The organism is Epilithonimonas mollis, from assembly GCF_900142325.1.
Lineage (GTDB): Bacteria > Bacteroidota > Bacteroidia > Flavobacteriales > Weeksellaceae > Epilithonimonas > Epilithonimonas mollis.
In genome coordinates, this window is the sequence record NZ_FRAM01000001.1 from 1,056,301 (window position 1) to 1,073,310 (window position 17,010).

15 protein-coding genes and 2 tRNA genes are annotated in these 17,010 nt (G+C 35.1%); 7 read left to right on the forward strand and 10 right to left on the reverse strand.

The genetic code is table 11. The annotated features are described in order from the left end of the window. Window positions 1–69 precede the first annotated feature (69 nt). The 5 genes from BUA97_RS04625 to aroQ all read left to right on the forward strand — a co-directional run bounded on the left by BUA97_RS04625 (window position 70) and on the right by aroQ (window position 2,330). Entirely contained in the window at window positions 70–1,302 is a 1,233-nt protein-coding gene (locus BUA97_RS04625; RefSeq protein WP_072996659.1) for an N-acetylmuramoyl-L-alanine amidase family protein, read from the forward strand. A gap of 61 nt (window positions 1,303–1,363) precedes the next feature. After that, a tRNA-Glu gene (locus BUA97_RS04630) sits at window positions 1,364–1,435 on the forward strand. Window positions 1,436–1,517: 82 nt separating this feature from the next. Beyond that, window positions 1,518–1,772, forward strand: a complete 255-nt coding sequence (rpsT, locus tag BUA97_RS04635; RefSeq protein WP_072996660.1) for a 30S ribosomal protein S20 — start codon at window positions 1,518–1,520, stop codon at window positions 1,770–1,772. A 10-nt stretch (window positions 1,773–1,782) separates the two neighbouring features. Continuing rightward, a tRNA-Glu gene (locus BUA97_RS04640) sits at window positions 1,783–1,854 on the forward strand. A 68-nt stretch (window positions 1,855–1,922) separates the two neighbouring features. Then, window positions 1,923–2,330 (forward strand): type II 3-dehydroquinate dehydratase, encoded by a 408-nt coding sequence (gene aroQ, locus BUA97_RS04645; RefSeq protein WP_072996661.1) that lies wholly within the window; start codon window positions 1,923–1,925, stop codon window positions 2,328–2,330. A 30-nt stretch (window positions 2,331–2,360) separates the two neighbouring features. Here the strand turns inward: aroQ and BUA97_RS04650 are convergent, their stop codons facing one another. From BUA97_RS04650 to BUA97_RS04700, 9 genes are all read right to left on the reverse strand, one after another. Beyond that, complete coding sequence (locus BUA97_RS04650; RefSeq protein ID WP_139258226.1) at window positions 2,361–2,858, reverse strand: hypothetical protein; 498 nt, start codon at window positions 2,856–2,858, stop codon at window positions 2,361–2,363. A 341-nt stretch (window positions 2,859–3,199) separates the two neighbouring features. Further along, complete coding sequence (locus BUA97_RS04660) at window positions 3,200–3,490, reverse strand: winged helix-turn-helix domain-containing protein (RefSeq protein ID WP_072996664.1); 291 nt, start codon at window positions 3,488–3,490, stop codon at window positions 3,200–3,202. Between the two features lie 5 nt (window positions 3,491–3,495). Continuing rightward, the gene (locus BUA97_RS04665; protein ID WP_072996665.1) at window positions 3,496–3,792 is read right to left on the reverse strand and encodes a hypothetical protein; all 297 of its coding nucleotides are present in this window, start codon (window positions 3,790–3,792) and stop codon (window positions 3,496–3,498) included. A gap of 236 nt (window positions 3,793–4,028) precedes the next feature. After that, on the reverse strand, window positions 4,029–4,646 hold the full coding sequence (locus BUA97_RS04675) for a hypothetical protein (RefSeq protein ID WP_072996667.1): 618 nt from the start codon (window positions 4,644–4,646) through the stop codon (window positions 4,029–4,031). A gap of 77 nt (window positions 4,647–4,723) precedes the next feature. After that, window positions 4,724–5,146: a PaaI family thioesterase gene (locus BUA97_RS04680; protein WP_072996668.1), complete on the reverse strand. Its 423-nt coding sequence runs from the start codon at window positions 5,144–5,146 to the stop codon at window positions 4,724–4,726. Continuing rightward, window positions 5,147–5,938 (reverse strand): enoyl-CoA hydratase/isomerase family protein, encoded by a 792-nt coding sequence (locus BUA97_RS04685; protein ID WP_072996669.1) that lies wholly within the window; start codon window positions 5,936–5,938, stop codon window positions 5,147–5,149. 123 nt (window positions 5,939–6,061) lie between these two features. Next, window positions 6,062–8,737 carry a reprolysin-like metallopeptidase gene (locus tag BUA97_RS04690; RefSeq protein ID WP_084081252.1) on the reverse strand — a complete coding sequence of 892 codons (2,676 nt, stop codon included), beginning with the start codon at window positions 8,735–8,737 and terminating at the stop codon, window positions 6,062–6,064. Between the two features lie 186 nt (window positions 8,738–8,923). Then, on the reverse strand, window positions 8,924–9,871 hold the full coding sequence (locus tag BUA97_RS04695) for a T9SS type A sorting domain-containing protein (protein ID WP_072996671.1): 948 nt from the start codon (window positions 9,869–9,871) through the stop codon (window positions 8,924–8,926). Window positions 9,872–10,050: 179 nt separating this feature from the next. Beyond that, the gene (locus BUA97_RS04700; protein ID WP_072996672.1) at window positions 10,051–11,622 is read right to left on the reverse strand and encodes a helix-turn-helix domain-containing protein; all 1,572 of its coding nucleotides are present in this window, start codon (window positions 11,620–11,622) and stop codon (window positions 10,051–10,053) included. A 396-nt stretch (window positions 11,623–12,018) separates the two neighbouring features. Here BUA97_RS04700 and clpB point away from each other — a divergent pair, with 396 nt between their 5' ends. Together clpB and BUA97_RS04710 are read left to right on the forward strand one after the other, a co-directional pair. Continuing rightward, window positions 12,019–14,610 carry an ATP-dependent chaperone ClpB gene (gene clpB, locus BUA97_RS04705; RefSeq protein ID WP_072996673.1) on the forward strand — a complete coding sequence of 864 codons (2,592 nt, stop codon included), beginning with the start codon at window positions 12,019–12,021 and terminating at the stop codon, window positions 14,608–14,610. A 436-nt stretch (window positions 14,611–15,046) separates the two neighbouring features. After that, window positions 15,047–15,931, forward strand: a complete 885-nt coding sequence (locus tag BUA97_RS04710; protein ID WP_072996674.1) for a porin family protein — start codon at window positions 15,047–15,049, stop codon at window positions 15,929–15,931. A gap of 110 nt (window positions 15,932–16,041) precedes the next feature. On the opposite strand, the gene BUA97_RS04715 is transcribed toward BUA97_RS04710, so the two are convergent. Next, entirely contained in the window at window positions 16,042–16,995 is a 954-nt protein-coding gene (locus BUA97_RS04715) for a hypothetical protein (RefSeq protein ID WP_221405648.1), read from the reverse strand. Window positions 16,996–17,010: the final 15 nt, after the last annotated feature.

Below are 17,010 nucleotides of genomic sequence, written 5' to 3' on the forward strand. Positions count from 1 at the left end.
TAAATTTTAAAGATTAAAATGACAAGGCCTACACTTTATAAGAAATTTTTTTTTCTGTTTATATTATTTATGGGTTTCAACAGCCTTTATTCTCAGAAAAAATTCACGGTTGTTCTGGATGCAGGACACGGTGGAAGTGATATCGGAGCCAACAGATATTACAGCGACATCGGTTCTGTACAGGAAAAAAACGTAACCCTTGCTATCGTTCTGAAACTGGGAAGGATGCTTGAAAAAAACAAAGATTATAAGGTAATATACACCAGAAAAATAGACGAATATCCTTCCCTGACTTACAGAACCGACCTTGCCAATAGGAACAAAGCCGACTTGTTTATTTCGGTTCACGTGAACTCATCTCCCAGCACATCATCCACAACACAGGGAACAGAAACCTTTGTACAGGGTCCAAACCAGAACAAAACCAACCTGGAAGTAGCAAAAGCAGAAAATGACGTGATTTTCCTCGATGAAAAAGACAAGGAAAATTTTGCTTCTTATAATCCAAGCTCCCCCGAATCTCTGATCGCTCTCAAAATCCAGCAAAGCAAATATCTGGAAGCAAGCCTTACCATAGGAGGAATGGTAGAAGATAATTTTGTAAAAAAAGACAAAAGAATGTCCAGAGGTGTAAAGCAGGCCAACCTCCATGTGCTGAGAATGAATGCTATGCCATCCGTACTTATAGAAACCGGCTTTGTAAACAACGCTGATGATGCGCATTATATCTCTACAGAAGAAGGGCAGCAGGCCATCGCAGAAAGTATCTATAACGCTATAGTAAGCTATAAAAAACTGGTGGACAGAAATGTAAAAGAACCTGAACCGGAAAAACCTGTTGAACAGCCTCTGAAAAATGATTTCAGAATCTTACTTATGAGTACACCGGCAAAATACACTGAAAATGACCCTGCTCTCAAAGGACTGAAATACATCCTGACAATAAAAGAAAATGGTGCTTACAAGTATTATTATGGAACCACTAATTATGCTTCCATCCGGGACACCAATCTCAAAACGGCGAAAGATGCAGGTTTCAGAAATGCTATTGCAATCAGTTTTGTTCCGAATCAGTCTTTGGCAACAGGATATTACACTCTGGAAATCTATTCCGGAAAAGATAAACTGGAGTCAAAATCATTGATTCTAAAAAGCCTTCCTGATATCGAAAGAAATAAGGAAAATGGTGTTTTTTACTACACCAATGGAAAATACAAAACACTTGAAGACGCTGTAAAAGCCCAGAAAGAGCTTGAAAACAAAGGCATTACAAATACCGTTATAGAAAAAAGAATAAAATAGTCTCATAAAATTTGCAAGAGTAAAAGAAAGTCTATATTTTTGCACTCCGAAACCACAAAACGGCCTATTCGTCTAGTGGTCAGGACTCAAGGTTTTCATCCTTGCAACAGGGGTTCGATTCCCCTATAGGCTACAAAACAAGTTTTAAAAAAATTATTAAAAAAAGTTTGCAAATTAAAAATTAGTTTTTATCTTTGCACCCACATTTGAACGTTATGGCAAATCATAAATCAGCACTTAAGAGAATCAGACAAAACGAAGTTAGAAGACTTCGTAACAGATACTACCACAAAACTGCAAGAACAGCTTTGAAAGTATTAAGAAATGAAGCGGATAAAACAGTTGCTGCTGAGCAATTACCAAAAGTAATCTCTCTTTTGGACAGATTGGCTAAGAAAAATATTATTCATAAGAATAAAGCTGCCAATTTAAAGAGCAAATTAACTAAGCACGTAAACAGCTTAGCTTAATATAAATCCTGGCCCGTTCGTCTATCGGTTAGGACCTCAGATTTTCATTCTGGTAAGAGGGGTTCGATTCCCCTACGGGCTACTTAAAAAACCTTCAGTTTATTCTGAAGGTTTTTTATTTTTGCTATATTTGATCATTATTTGAAAAGTATGAAAATCCTCATTATCAACGGACCAAATCTCAATTTACTTGGAAAGCGCGAACCGGAAATCTATGGTTCTGTTTCTATGGAAGATTATCTTTCCAGGTTGGAAAAAGATTTTCCCTCAGAAGAGATTCTGTATTACCAATCCAATGTCGAAGGAGAATTGATAAACCGCCTTCAGGAAGATGATTTTGAAGCGGTGATAATAAATCCGGGCGCTTTTACACATTATTCATATGCCATTTCTGATTGCCTAAGGAACATTAACAAACCAAAAATTGAAGTTCATATCAGCAATATCTATAAACGTGAAGATTTCCGGAAAAAATCTGTAACTGCAGAAAGTTGTGAGTCGGTTATTTCTGGTTTTGGAATGAAGGGTTATCAATTAGCTATACAGAGTTTAAAATAAAAAAGAATCCCGATGGGGATTCTTTTTGTTTTATTCTATTTTGACAAAGAACTTTCCAACTGGCGTTCCATCTGCCATATTGCTTTTTGCTAAAATCAGCCAATATTCTCCTTTTTGTTTTGTATTGTATTCTATTGTTTGGGAAAATGGTCCGTCAAATGTATTATCCGGCATTCTGATTTGATTGAATCTAAGATTCATTGGTTTTTGTGTGTTGATATAACCTTTTATTTCAGGCTGATCAAGATTCTCTAATTTCAAAATCAATTGATCGTCCGGGTTTTTGATTTCCAGGTTTAGTCGTATCGGCATTTTGGAAGCATCAACAGTGACGATGTTCTGATTTGATTCCTTTTCGGTTCTGAGTATTGCAGAAAGTGTATCAATCGGTTTTTCGATGCTTGTGACTGTATCTATTTTTTCATCCTTCACGACAGGATCTTTTTTACAGCCAACAAAGAATAAAGGGACTAATGCCAAATATATAATACTATTTAATTTCAGGGTTTTCGATGTTAATCGTTTCATAATAAAGTATTTTTGAGAGGAATGTTTTTTTTTGATAAGACTCTATTCTTTCTTTGAGTTTATTTATCAGTGCAGAATTTCCGGTTTTTATTGCGTAATCCAACAATATTCTTTCATTATAATTGATAGCAACCAAGTGATAATCAGTTTCAAAATCATTTCTTTTGATATTATTGTCAGTAATAATTCTATCCCAATTGACGTAACTGCAAACCAAAATCAAGCCATAACAAGCCCACATAAAGATGAACCAAACACCCTTTTAGCAAAAAGTAAACAATTAAATTCTTTCATAATAAATTTCTTTGAATTACAAAGTTAATTTTCAAAAAAATCGGGAGCTATCTTCCCAACAATTTTTCCAAGTTATTAATGTGTTCTGTGAAAGCATCTCTCCCCTTTTGCGTAACACGATAAGAAGTTCTAGGTTTTTTACCCACGAATTCCTTCTTAATTTCTATATATTCTGCTTTTTCTAGCCCAGAACTGTGACTGGCGAGATTCCCGTCTGTGGCGTTAAGCAGATTTTTCATTTCGGTAAAATCAACCCAGTCGTTGACCATCAGAACGGACATAATGCCCAATCTTACACGGCTTTCGAATTCTTTGTTGAGTTGATTGATGTTAAGCATTTATTTTAATTATTAATTGGTTCCCACCTTACTTTTTTGAAAAACATATTTGAATAAGATTTAGTGTTAAAAACCAAATAAAAATCCCAAGAGTTTCTGTATAATGTTGGCTCTGCTTCTAAAATGAAATTTGGATTTTCATTAATAATTTTTAAATGTGGACTTGCTCCTCCTTCTATGAATTCAATTTTTCTTTTATAAACTTTCAATATTTTTCTTTCGTCTGTAATATATAAATTCAATTCATCATCTTTCGTGATTTCAAATCTATAATGATTGTATTGCCAGTCAGCATTTTTCACCTTTGAAATAATTTTTATCTAATATAACTTCCGTAGAAATCTTCTTTGTCAATCTCCGTTTTACTAATTAATAAATTAAAGAAAAACCCCGTTATAAAAAATAAACCAATTAAAATCCATATTCCAAAAGCTGAAAATTTAAATGTTATATTCTTTGTTAAGTGGTATAGCCATATTAAACAAAATGTTATAAAAATCGGAATTGATAATATTGACAATAAAAAGAGTAACATATTCTAATCATATTTTCCATACATCAAAATTCCATAAAAAATATGCAAAAATCCAAATCCGACCGCCCAAAATATCAATCCCCAGCCGAGCCAAAACAATGCAATAATTCCCAGAACAACTTCACAAATACCAAGATATTTAACATCGCTTAATGTGTATCGTTCTGCATTAATCAAAGCTAAGCCGTAGAAAATAAGCATTGACGGCGCAATTAAAGGAAAATAATGATGAAACCAAAGTGCCAAGCAAAAAACCCCGCCAGCAACCAATGGAATTGCGAAATTAAACAAAAGTTTCTTTGTGATTGAATCCCAAATTTTCAAATTTTTCTTTTTGCTTTTTCCCGCTGTGAAAATATATCCGCTGGAAATTGCTAAAAATAAAACTATCAAAGCCACGAAAAATAATTCTTTCGCAATAGAATGACTATGAATATTTCTTTCGCCATCAAAGTAATCAATGCCGTCTCTTTGGAAAATAAAATAAACATAAAAAGAGCCAAGCAAAGCGACAATCCCTGCAATGACGCCGGACAAACCACTCAATGAAATAAATCTAGAACTACGTTCCATCATCTGACGGATGTGCGCTAACTCTTCCTGATAATTTTTCGATTCCATAAAAAGAACTTTGAATTACAAAGTTATAATTTATTTTAAAACTTCAAAATAAATTTTGAAGCTTTTAAGATTTATTTTTATAAAACTTTAAGTTCCGTCACTTTCTTTCCGATTTTATAAACCGTTCCCCTGAAACCTGCTACGACCTCATCATTCTGATTCTTAATTGTGATATCATAAACCGCTGTTTTTCTCGTGTCATTCAGAAGAATACTTTCCGCTGTCAAAACATCACCGCTTTTTGCAGCTTTTGTGAAATTGATATAACAATTGAGTGCAACCGCAGCTTCTCCAGAGTTGTTGGAAGAAAATGCCAACGCCGAATCTGCAAAAGCGAAAGTGACACCACCATGAACCGTTCCTAGTCCATTGATCATCTCAGATTTTACCGGCATTTTTAAAAGACAGTAATGGTCCTTAATATCTGTCAGTTCAATTCCCAACCATTGAGAAAACAAATCTTTCTCAAACATATACTCCGCCGTTTCTCTTGCGTTCATTTATTTTCCTTTATAATTTGGCAATCGTTTTTCGATGAAGGCAGCAACCCCTTCTTTGAAATCTTCGGTCTCAGCAGCATCCTGCTGAATAATGGATTCGTAATCCAGCTGTTCATTTAGCGTAAAATTATAGGACTTGCCGAACGCTTTTTTAGTAAGATAAAGAGCGGTTGTTGCTGCGTGAGAAAGCTGCGTCAATACTTCCATAGACTTTTCCACAAATTCGGTATCTGCAAAAACATCCGCAACCAGACCGATCTTCTTGGCCTCTGTTGCGGGAACTTTTTTCCCTGTGAAGGAAAGATAGCTGGCTAATTGCCTACCCACTAATTTTGGCAGAAAATAAGTTCCTGCCGTATCAGGAATCAAGCCTATATTTGCAAAAGCAAAAGAGAAGTAAGAACTCTCTGTAGCCAGAGTAAAATCACAAATAGACGCCAACATGGCTCCCGCTCCCACTGCAGGACCATTGACCAAAGCAATAACAGGTTTCCTGCATTTTACAATCTCCAGAACCAGTGGATTGTAATATTCTATGACAAATCTCTGAATTGTCCGGTCCTCTTCGTCAAAGCCTAAAGCTTCCTTTAAGTTTTGTCCGGCGCAGAAAGCCCTTCCTTTCCCTGCAATCGCCACACATCTCACATTATCATCTGCGCTGAATCTATGAACAGCATTTCGCAGCTCGCTCAGCATGACCTGGGTAAGGCTGTTATAGCTGTCCGGCTGGTTCAGATATATCAGCTGCAGTTTTCCATCGAACTGGGAATCTATCTCTATTTGTGAATACATAGTTTTGTTTTTTTAACATCAGCAATTTAATATAAATTATTGGAATCTGAAAAGAAACTCCTATTCCGGAAATAACAAAAGCCGGCTTAAAACCGGCTTTTAAATTATAATATATAATCAATTTTACTTGATAATCAATTTCTGAGTATAATTCGCTTTAGGAGAAGTTACTTTCAGCAAGTAAACACCTTTTGTCAAATTAACATTGAACTCATTGGTAGATTCGCCTGTCACTACATTGAATCCGGAATTATGAACCACTCTGCCATTCATATCATAGATGGTTACATTAGCCTTTCCACCAAGATCTCTCGACTTGATGAAGAAGTTTCCGTTTGATGGATTTGGATAGACTTTAATATCTTTCGAGTTAAATGAACCTTCATTCACGGCTAGAGCCTGAGAATCTCTGGTACAAAGTTCTAAAGACCACGATGTTACTTTACCTGCCAAATTTCTGACGTTATCCGATGCAAATAAATTCCATGTTCCTTTAGAATCGTTACCTTTAAAGATAGCAAGAGATTCGTCCGGTTTTACACTTCCTGCAACAGGTGAAGCGCAAACATAAGCAGAACCTTCATCACTGAATGTCGCATTGATTCCGGAACTGTTGCATTTTCTGTTCCATAACCAAGCTGTCTGTCCTAAGGGTCCCTCTATTCCTACAACAATCTGACTCACTCTAGGGTGCTCAACAACAGGTTTTACTCTGATCTTAGTGATAACGCCGCTATCAGCAACATTAATAGGTACCATAATCTGTGGAGAAGAAATTGGTCCGTTAGTAGTTCCTGTTCCGTCATTGATATCAATTGGTGAACCTGTATAATTATATGTATTACAAACTTCTCCGTTAACCGAATAATCAATCACAAAGCTTGGACTCATTGCAAAGTAAACATTATTTACAGCTTCAACCATAATATAAGCATTTGCTGAAGTAGATCCTGACGGTATTGCTACAGTTTCTGATCCGTCGTTTGCTGTATTGGCTGCAATTGTTGTAAAAGTTTTTCCTCCGTCTGTTGACAATTTTATGTTAACTAAAGTTGTATTAACAGGTGAGACATTAGTGTTAGCCACATTCCATTTTACAGTATAATTATTGTCAGAAACGATACTTTCTCCAAATGTCGGAGCCGTCAGTACGAAAGGACCAGCGGCAGCACTTACAGTAATCTTCATCGCATCAGTCTGCGTTTGTGATCCGTTTGGAGAGTTATCTCTTGCTGTCAAAGTAAAGTCCAATGTTCTTGCAACGCTGGAAAGTGCTTCCCAACGGGTTGCATTCACTCCTGCTAAAACTTTTCCAAATTCAGGGAAATATCTTACAGGCTCAGATTTAGGGGGAAACATTTTGAAGTTCGGGCCTCCTGTTTTTGTCGGAGAAGCATATGAACCTGCAATGAACTGAGAGCTTGCAGTTGCGGAATTATTCTGTTCCCAAACATAGGTCATCGCATCATTTTCAGCATCTGTAACGGTACCTTTTAATACAAAAGGTGTACTGATAGGAATTGTTACATCCGGACCAGCATCTACTACTGGTGGTGTGTTGACAATCGGTATGTTAACGGCACAAGCCTTATTTGCCAAATTATTCTGAATCTGTACAATGTTACGGTAAGTAAAGAAATCATTGGAGTTGAACTGTGTATCATATGCTCCCGTAATTCCGGTATAAGCCATGATTGTATTTCCACTTCCAACTTCCACCTGGACACCGGAACCTTCTGATCCACTGTATGTATGCGTATGATTTGCACCAACCTGATGTCCGATTTCATGAGCAACATAATCGATATCAAAAATATCAGTCACAGGAATATAGTGGGATGTAAAACCTGAACCTTTATTGCTGTTGGAACATATACAGCCAATACAACCTGCATTACCGTTAGGACCATCATAAGCTAAAACGTGGCCGATATCATAATTGGCCGAACCTATTACAGAATTCAAAGTGGACTGCAGCTGAGAGTTGTAAGATGTTGTATAAGGATCCGTTGTAGGATTGAGATAAATTATAGCAAGGTTATCCGCTATAAGATTGAAATGTACAGCTAGGTCCTTTTCATATAAAGCATTCACACGGTTTACAGTATTATTGATTGCCGCAAGAACTATCATCTTCTTTTCGTCATCAGTAGCAGATTCTGCATTAGCTCTTGTAATATGATACTGAGAATATTCTGCCTGAGCAGACATTGCCAGTCTGAAAGTTTTATATACCTGGTTGCTTGATTTGTTGGTAACTCCGGAATCTGCACTTTCTGCTGCTATATCGTTCATTGTAGAACAAACGAAAGGATTTTTCTCATCTAGGATTCTGGATCCAGATTCGTAAGCTGCGTACACATTGTCGGCTTCAGCATAAGGCTCTATAAAACTAGACCCTCCGCTTTTCAGAACAGTAGAAGATAATCCAAGATCCGAAACGCTGAATCTCAAATATGCTGTCGGATCAGTAATACCAACTCCCATATAAGAACGTATATTAGGGAACTGTGCCTGTAATTCGGGTGAAAAGTTAGAATATTCCCAAACCTGAAATTTCTGCAATTCTCCTTTTTCATTTGGCATCATAATCTCAACACCTCTTTGTCCTGAGAATTTTTGTGGTGCATTTTGCAATTTGGAAATCAGCACATCCTTATTGAGAGAGAATAACTGTTTCTCTTTAAGATTGGCAAACTCCTCTTTTACTTTTCTGCCTGCGTAATCGTTAACTTTTGTCCATTGTCCAAAAGCAAACATCGGCAAAATAAAGGCAGATAATAATAGATGTTTCTTCATACAATAAAATTTTCTTGCAAATTATGACTTTTTTAGATATTTTAAATAATCATTAATCATAAAATAACACTTTTAATATATTTATAATTATAAAATATTTAATTGTGGCCATATCAATCAATTTAAGCAATTAAAAAAGTCAAGAATTTTCTATTCCTGACTTTTCTATAATTAAATATAAGTTTGCTATTTTTTTATTAGTTTGTTAGTAAATGTGTTACCGTTAAGTGTTTTAGTCTGGATAAAATAAACACCGCTTTTGAGATTGCTAACATTGATTTTCGGTTTATTAAAATTATCTGTTTTTACCAGTTTTCCGTCTGAAGCATAAATGTTGGTAGAAACAATTTTGAGGTTTTCAAATCCTTTGTATTCGAAATAATCCTGAGCAGGATTCGGATAGATGCTAACATTTGAATTATTTTTTACATCAGCAACATTCAGAACATCACATTCTGCTTCCAGCTCATAAAGACATTCCTGATTCAGAAGCTGAAACCAATTATAATTATTGCTTCCCATCGCCAGACTTTCGCCGATCACACCTTCCCCGGTTTCGTAATGTGCTGTCGTCGCCCAGGCATTGGCATCGGATATCGTGCTCATCCAGATTCTTCCGTCAGACATAGTGCCGTTCAGCAAAATTGGAGTCTTTAATTTTACTTTAATTTTTCTGACCACAAATTCGTGTAGCGGTTCATAACCGACATCTTCATAAGATTCAATCGTGGAGTCTGTGACCTCAAAAATCTGCTGATGCGGGATATTTCTTCTTGGATCTTCCGGATCTTCCGGTGTTGAAAGTACATTATTATAAAAAACAAAATTTACAAGCGTCGGTGGCAGCTTACTGGCCAGAGTCACTACAATGCTGTTGATATTTATCGTTTGGTTGGCAGCAATCGGAATGTCAACCGCTGCTTTTTGTCCACTGTTTCCGATGATGAAAACACCGTTCTGCTCATCAGTATCATTAATCACAACAGCATTGCAGCTTTCGGATTTGGTCTGGATCTTTGGTGATGATTTGATATTTCCCGAGACCGCATTTGATACAGATTTCCCGTATCCAGGAGTTTGCGAATAATAAAATACCGAACCTAATGCCGATAAAAAAAATACAATTTTCTTCATAATTAATTTTTTAAGACTTAATAAAATACGTTACGATTATCTTATCAATAAGAAATATATTTTATCTCATTGATGAAGTAAATGTATATACTTTAAGAATCAATAAAAAACATTACACTTTCGAAATATCATATTTCAAAAAACAAAAAAAAGGACTTAATCTATTGATAAATAAATATTTAAATATTTTTATTTTTCTTCTCAGCTTCTCTCAAAAAAGCCGACGGAGAAATTCCTGTGATGCTTTTGAAAACGGTTGTGAAGGAACTATGAGAAGAAAACCCGGCTGCCTCTGCCAGATAACTTATCTTATAATTAAGAAACTCCGGACGCTCGTTGATTTGTCTGCAAATATAATTGATGCGAAGCTCATTCAGGTAATTATTAAAATTTTTCTCTTTATGTTTTTTGATTGTCTCGGAAAGATAAGTCGGATTGGTTTTGAACATCACCGCCAGACTTGCAACGGTTAGTTTCGGATTGGTAAATTTCTCAGTTTCTTCAAATTTTTCTAACTTTTGCAGAATATTAGTTTCTGCAGAAACAGGAACAGAGAATGAGGTTTTTTCTTTTTCTTCAAATTCCGGCGGGCTGATTTCCTGCGGTTCTGTCATTTCCTTGATTTCCTGTTTTTTGAGATTAATCATGAAATTTTGATAAAGAACTTTTTCTTTTTTTCTTCTTTGATTGATATAAAAAATCATCATTACTCCAATCAAAATTAAAAAGGCACAACTAATAAGTAGGAGATTATTATGATTTTGTTTTACCGCAATTTTTTCCAAAAGATTTCTTTGTTCTTCTGAAACAGCCATGTTGATGGCGTTCAGATTATTCTTTTTAACATCTGGCTCCAGCGCTAAAAGCTTTTCAGAGTACTCAATATATTTATCATTTCTGTTAAGAGCCTTGTAAGAAGCAATCAGCTGTCTGTACATATCAGCTTTCAGCCTTGTGTCCGTGAAAACATTATCTTTCAATACAGATTCTAACGAGTCTATTGCTCTCTGATTTTCATTTTTATTGGCATAGACTTTACTTAAAGTATTGTAAATAAAATATTTAAATTCTTTATTATCATTATCCCGAATCTTAAAAGCCTTATTCAGAAAGTATTCTGCAGAGTCGTTTTGTTTCAGAAAAGTATATGCGACACCTATATTATAAAACGTTCTTCTATACTGGAAAACATCTTTTTTATTGAAATTTCCGTTCTTTTGCAGAAATTTCAAAGCCTGTTGATAATCTCTTTTCGCCTCCGGAAAATTGTCTTTATCCGCCTCAAGATTTCCATATTCTATGAATAATCTCGCCATTAAATAATTTTTCTGATAACCGTTTGGCAAACGATTGACTTGTCCTCTGGACATATCGAGATAAGGTTTGATCTTCTCAGGAAAATTTAAAAAAGAATATTGATTGGCAATCGAACCATAGATTTTCGCCATCAACAAGGGATTTTCCAATTTCTCAGCCATTTCTTTTGCTCTGAAAAGCATTTCAGTAGACTTTGCAAAATCCGGTTTTTTAATTTTAAGATAAGCGTCTGCCATTTTCATCCGGACTTCATATTGGTCTTCATCAGAAATAGGCTGCTTCAATTTTTTCAGGCTTTGCTGAATAATAACATCGGGTGGAATTTTAGAATAATCCAAAGTCTCGGAACCCGACAGGTCTTCCTGATTTTGTTTCTGTCCAAAACAAAATGAAATTGTAAAAACAACAAAAAGAATTAGTAATAAGCGATTCAAATTCAGATTTTATCCACTCAAATTTATAAATAAAAACAGCTATGTTAATCATCATTGAATTAAGATATTAAAAATCGCATTCAATATTGTCAATTATTTTTGTTTAAAATCCTGATTTCCGGAATTTTTGTCTCATCAATTAAATTCAAAATTCAATAATTCGGAAATTTTGTCTGTAATTTTTAAAAATTCAACAATAGAATACTTTTTGTGATTAAGGTTTCAGAATAGAATTATTCGGCGTAAGCCAATTAAATGATTGATGAACATTAAGATTAGGATTAGCAACTTTAATCTTAATGTTTTTATAACAAAAATCATCATTTCAAAAATCATAATTGTATAAATTTTGATTAAAATCTATAAACAAAGAACATCAACTAACAACTAAATAATATGAATCTAAATCAATATACCGTAAAATCACAGGAAGCCATACAAGCTGCTCAACAAGTAGCAATGGAATTTGGCAACCAACAAATAGAACCGCAACATTTACTGGAAGGAATTTTTCAGGTAGATGAAAACATATCGCCTTTCTTATTAAAAAAATCTGAAGCAGATTCGGCTTTGGTTAGAGAGCGCAACCGGGAAAATTTAGAAAGACTTCCGAAAGTACAAGGTGGAAATATTTATCTGTCACAATCAGCGAACAAAGTTTTGCTTGATGCTCCGAATATCGCAAAAAAAATGGGCGATGAATTCGTAACGATCGAACATTTATGGCTTTCATTATTAGAAACCAATTCTGAAGTTTCTAAAATGCTGAAAGATATGGGTGTTACAAAAAACCTTTTGGAAGGCGGAATTAAAGAACTTAGAAAAGGTTCGAAAGCAACTTCTGCAAGTTCGGAAGAAACTTATCAGTCTTTAAATAAATATGCCAAAAATTTCAACGAATTAGCATCAGAAGGAAAACTTGATCCAGTAATCGGTCGTGACGAAGAAATCAGAAGAGTTTTACAGATTCTTTCGAGAAGAACAAAGAACAATCCGATTCTGATTGGTGAGCCCGGAGTTGGTAAAACTGCGATCGCTGAAGGAATTGCGCACAGAATTATTAATGGTGATGTGCCTGAAAATCTGCAGGATAAAACTTTGTATTCCTTAGATATGGGTGCTTTGATTGCGGGTGCAAAATACAAAGGTGAGTTTGAAGAACGCTTGAAGTCGGTTGTCAATGAAGTCATTAAATCAGACGGGCAAATCATTCTTTTCATCGATGAAATCCACACTTTGGTAGGAGCGGGAGGCGGTGAAGGTGCAATGGATGCCGCAAATATTTTAAAACCAGCTTTGGCGAGAGGAGAATTAAGAGCGATCGGCGCTACAACTTTGAATGAATATCAAAAATATTTCGAAAAAGATAAAGCATTAGAAAGACGTTTCCAGAAAGTAATGGTTGAAGAACCAGATACAGAATCGGCAATTTCGATTTTGCGTGGAATTAAAGATAAATATGAAGCGCATCACAAAGTAAGAATCAAAGATGAGGCGATTATTGCAGCAGTGGAAATGTCGCAGAGATATATTTCGGACCGATTTTTACCGGATAAAGCGATTGATTTAATTGATGAAGCTTCAGCAAAATTGAGAATGGAAATCAATTCAAAACCGGAAGAACTGGACGTTTTAGATAGAAAACTGATGCAGTTGGAAATTGAATTGGCGGCGATTTCAAGAGAAGGAAACCAGACGAAAATCGACCACCTGAAAGAAGATATTTCGAAAATTTCAGAGCAAAGAAACGAAATCAATGCAAAATGGCTGAAAGAAAAACAAAAATCCGAGGATTTAACTTCAATTAAAAAAGATATTGAATCCTTGAAACTGGAAGCCGAAAGAGCTTCAAGAGCCGGAGATTATGCTAAAGTTGCGGAAATTCAGTATGGTAAAATAAAAGAAAAAGAAGATGCTTTGCAGAAACTTGAATTGGAGATGCAAAACCATCAGAATGAATTGATTAAGGAAGAAGTGACTTCTGAAAACATTTCTGAAGTAATTGCAAAATGGACCGGAATCCCTGTGACAAAACTCCTTCAGTCAGAAAGAGAAAAGTTACTCCATCTTGAAACCGAACTTCATCACAGAGTTGTGGGTCAGGAGGAAGCGATTGAAGCTGTTGCCAATGCGATAAGAAGAAACAGAGCGGGATTGAGTGATGATAAAAAACCAATTGGTTCATTCTTATTTTTAGGAACAACCGGTGTAGGAAAAACTGAGCTGGCAAAAGCTTTAGCCGAGTTTTTATTCGACGATGAGAATAATATGACAAGAATCGATATGAGCGAATATCAGGAACGTCATTCTGTTTCGAGATTGGTAGGTGCGCCTCCTGGATATGTTGGTTATGATGAAGGTGGACAATTGACCGAAGCCGTGAGAAGAAGACCTTATTCAGTCGTGCTTTTAGACGAAATTGAAAAAGCGCATCCTGATGTTTTCAACACATTGTTGCAGGTTTTGGATGACGGTCGTTTGACGGATAATAAAGGTCGTGTAGTGAATTTCAAAAATTCGATCATCATTATGACTTCGAATCTGGGTTCGCATATTATTCAGGAGAATTTTGAGAATATTACAGAAGAAAATCAGGATGAGATTGTTGATCAGACAAAAATTCAGGTTTTCGATTTACTGAAACAAACGCTTCGTCCTGAGTTCCTGAATAGAATTGATGAAACGGTATTATTCCAGCCTTTAAGAAAAAAAGAAATTGGAAAAATCGTTCAGTATCAATTGAGAGGATTTAATGATATGCTGGCAAAAAGAAATATTATTATGACCGCAACACAAGACGCTTTGAATTATCTTACCAACAAAGGTTATGATCCGGTTTTCGGAGCAAGACCTTTAAAAAGAGTCATTCAGCAGGAAGTTCTCAATAAATTATCCAGAGAAATCCTTGCAGGAAATGTAAATGATGGCGACAGGATTACCTTGGATTATTTTGAAGAGACAGGTTTGGTATTCAGACCTGTGGAATAAGCGTTAAATTTTCATCATAATAAAAACCTTTCTGAATTTTTCGGAAAGGTTTTTTTTGAAAAAAAACAAATAACAATAGCATTAATCTGGGAATTAGTTTAATTTGTATAAAAATTAATTACCAAAGAAAAATTACACTTTATTCTTAGTTTTTATAAGTAGTATTATCACCGCCCAAATCAAATTTGAAAAAGGTTTTATAATCACTGAAAACAATGAGCGCAAAGATGTATTAATTAAAAATCTAGATTGGTCAGATAATCCCGAATCATTCATCTACAAGTTTACAGAAAGTGGAGAACAGAAAACTGGGCAGCTCATAAATGTCAAAGAATTTGGCGTACCCAATCAATTCAAATACATTAAATACACCGGAAAAATTGATATTTCAAGCAATAATATTAATGAACTATCCATTGATCAAAATCCTATCCTGATGGAAAGAACAGTTTTTCTGAATGTATTACTTGATGGAAAACTGAATCTTTATCAATATAAAAACAAAAATATTGAACAATATTTTTATTCTAAGGAGAATGGTGAGATTATCCCTTTGATCTATAAAAAATATAATCCCGATGGGGATACTTATAAAATTGCTGAGAATGCAAAATATATAGATCAATTAAAAATTCTTTTTGCTGAAAGTAATTCAGCCAATTTTAAAACATCTAAAATCAGATATGAAAAAAGTAATCTGGTAGATCTGTTCCAGGAATACAATGGACAGAAAAATGAAATGAATAATAATAAATTGGATTTTAATTTGAGCATAAGACTTGGTTTTAGTTTGGCAACTTTAAATCTCGATACTCATAATAATTATCAAGAAATCAATTTTCCTGATAAAGCAGCTTTCCGTATAGGTTTGGAGGCAGAATTAGTTTTACCATTTAATAAAAATAAATGGGCAATCATCGCAGAACCATTTTATTACAGATATAAAAATGAAAATCTCTCAAATGACGGAAATTACAGATTTGAAACCAATTTTGATATGGTAGACCTTGAACTTGGTTTGAGACATTATATGTTTCTCAATGACAAATCTAAAATTTTTGTTACTGCTGGATTTGTAGCTAACTTATATATGACCAAAGATGCACTGATAAAATATACCAGTTTAAAACCAGGTTATCTGAACGGCCGTGCATATTTTGATACAAAGAGTACCTATTTTAATTTTGGGCTTGGATATAACTATAATGACAAATTTAGTGCTGAAATTAAAATATCTACCAGCAAGGAATTATATGAAAGAGGCTATTGGGATGCACAGCTCAGCAGAGTTTCTTTCATTATAGGTTATAATATTTTCTAAATATTTCGTTTATTAAATGATTCCAGATTCTATTTTGGTATTCGTGAAAAATTAAATCCTAATAAACATATAACTCATAAAAGCAGAATCATTTTGCCAAAACCCTTTATTTATTTCATAGAAATCACCTTATCCAACTCCAACAGCAGATAATTAAAATTCTGATTAATCGTTCTGGCTTCAGATTGCAATTGGTTGAGCATAGATTCTCTGGCGTGTAAATCGGAAGACCTGTAAAAGCCGCCGCTTCCAAAATTCACAGATTCATTGGCTGCTTTTTCATCATTATTGAACTGATAATGGATCCACCGGTTTCTCATATTCTGAATGATGGTATTTTGCTTTTTATCCGTGAATTCCTTCTCCGTAAACATATACCAGACAAATGGCGGAAAGTTTTTAGACTCCAGTTTCTGATACCAAACATCCTGCAAGAGATTCCGCTGATGGATGAATTCTACCTTTTTTCCTTTCGGATTGAACGTAGCCAATCCCAAACCCGCACCCAGCAGTCCACCGCCAACACTGGCAATATTATTCCACTTGTTGTCCTGTATCACACCTCCCGCCACGGAAGTCGCCGCACCGGCAACGATGGAAAACAAAATCAGTTTATTGTTATTATCACTGTTGATATTATCTACATAATTTGCCATCTGCGCCACGCGTTCGCCCTCACAATCATATTCGGCAGCAACAGCATCCAGTTCCGTCAGCGCAATATTGATTTTGCTGTTGATATTTGCTCGTATTCGCAGAACTTTCACCTGAGCTTCCAGCGTAGAATCTTTCTTTATTCCAAGCAATTGACTTACGTCTTCGGTGCTTTGTAACGCACTAAGCATCAGAATACTTTGATCAGAAAAATAAGGTTTCAGTTTTTCATTCGCTGTCAAAACAGAATCCGAATTATACGACGGCATTTTCTGGCTGTAATCATACTGAAAAGAAGGCTTGCAATAGCTGTCCTTGAGTGTGATTATATTTTGATGCAACGTTTTTGTTTTATTGGAAACGCAGGAAACCAACATTATGGAGACAATTAAACTAAAAACAAATTTCATCGTCTTTTGATCCTA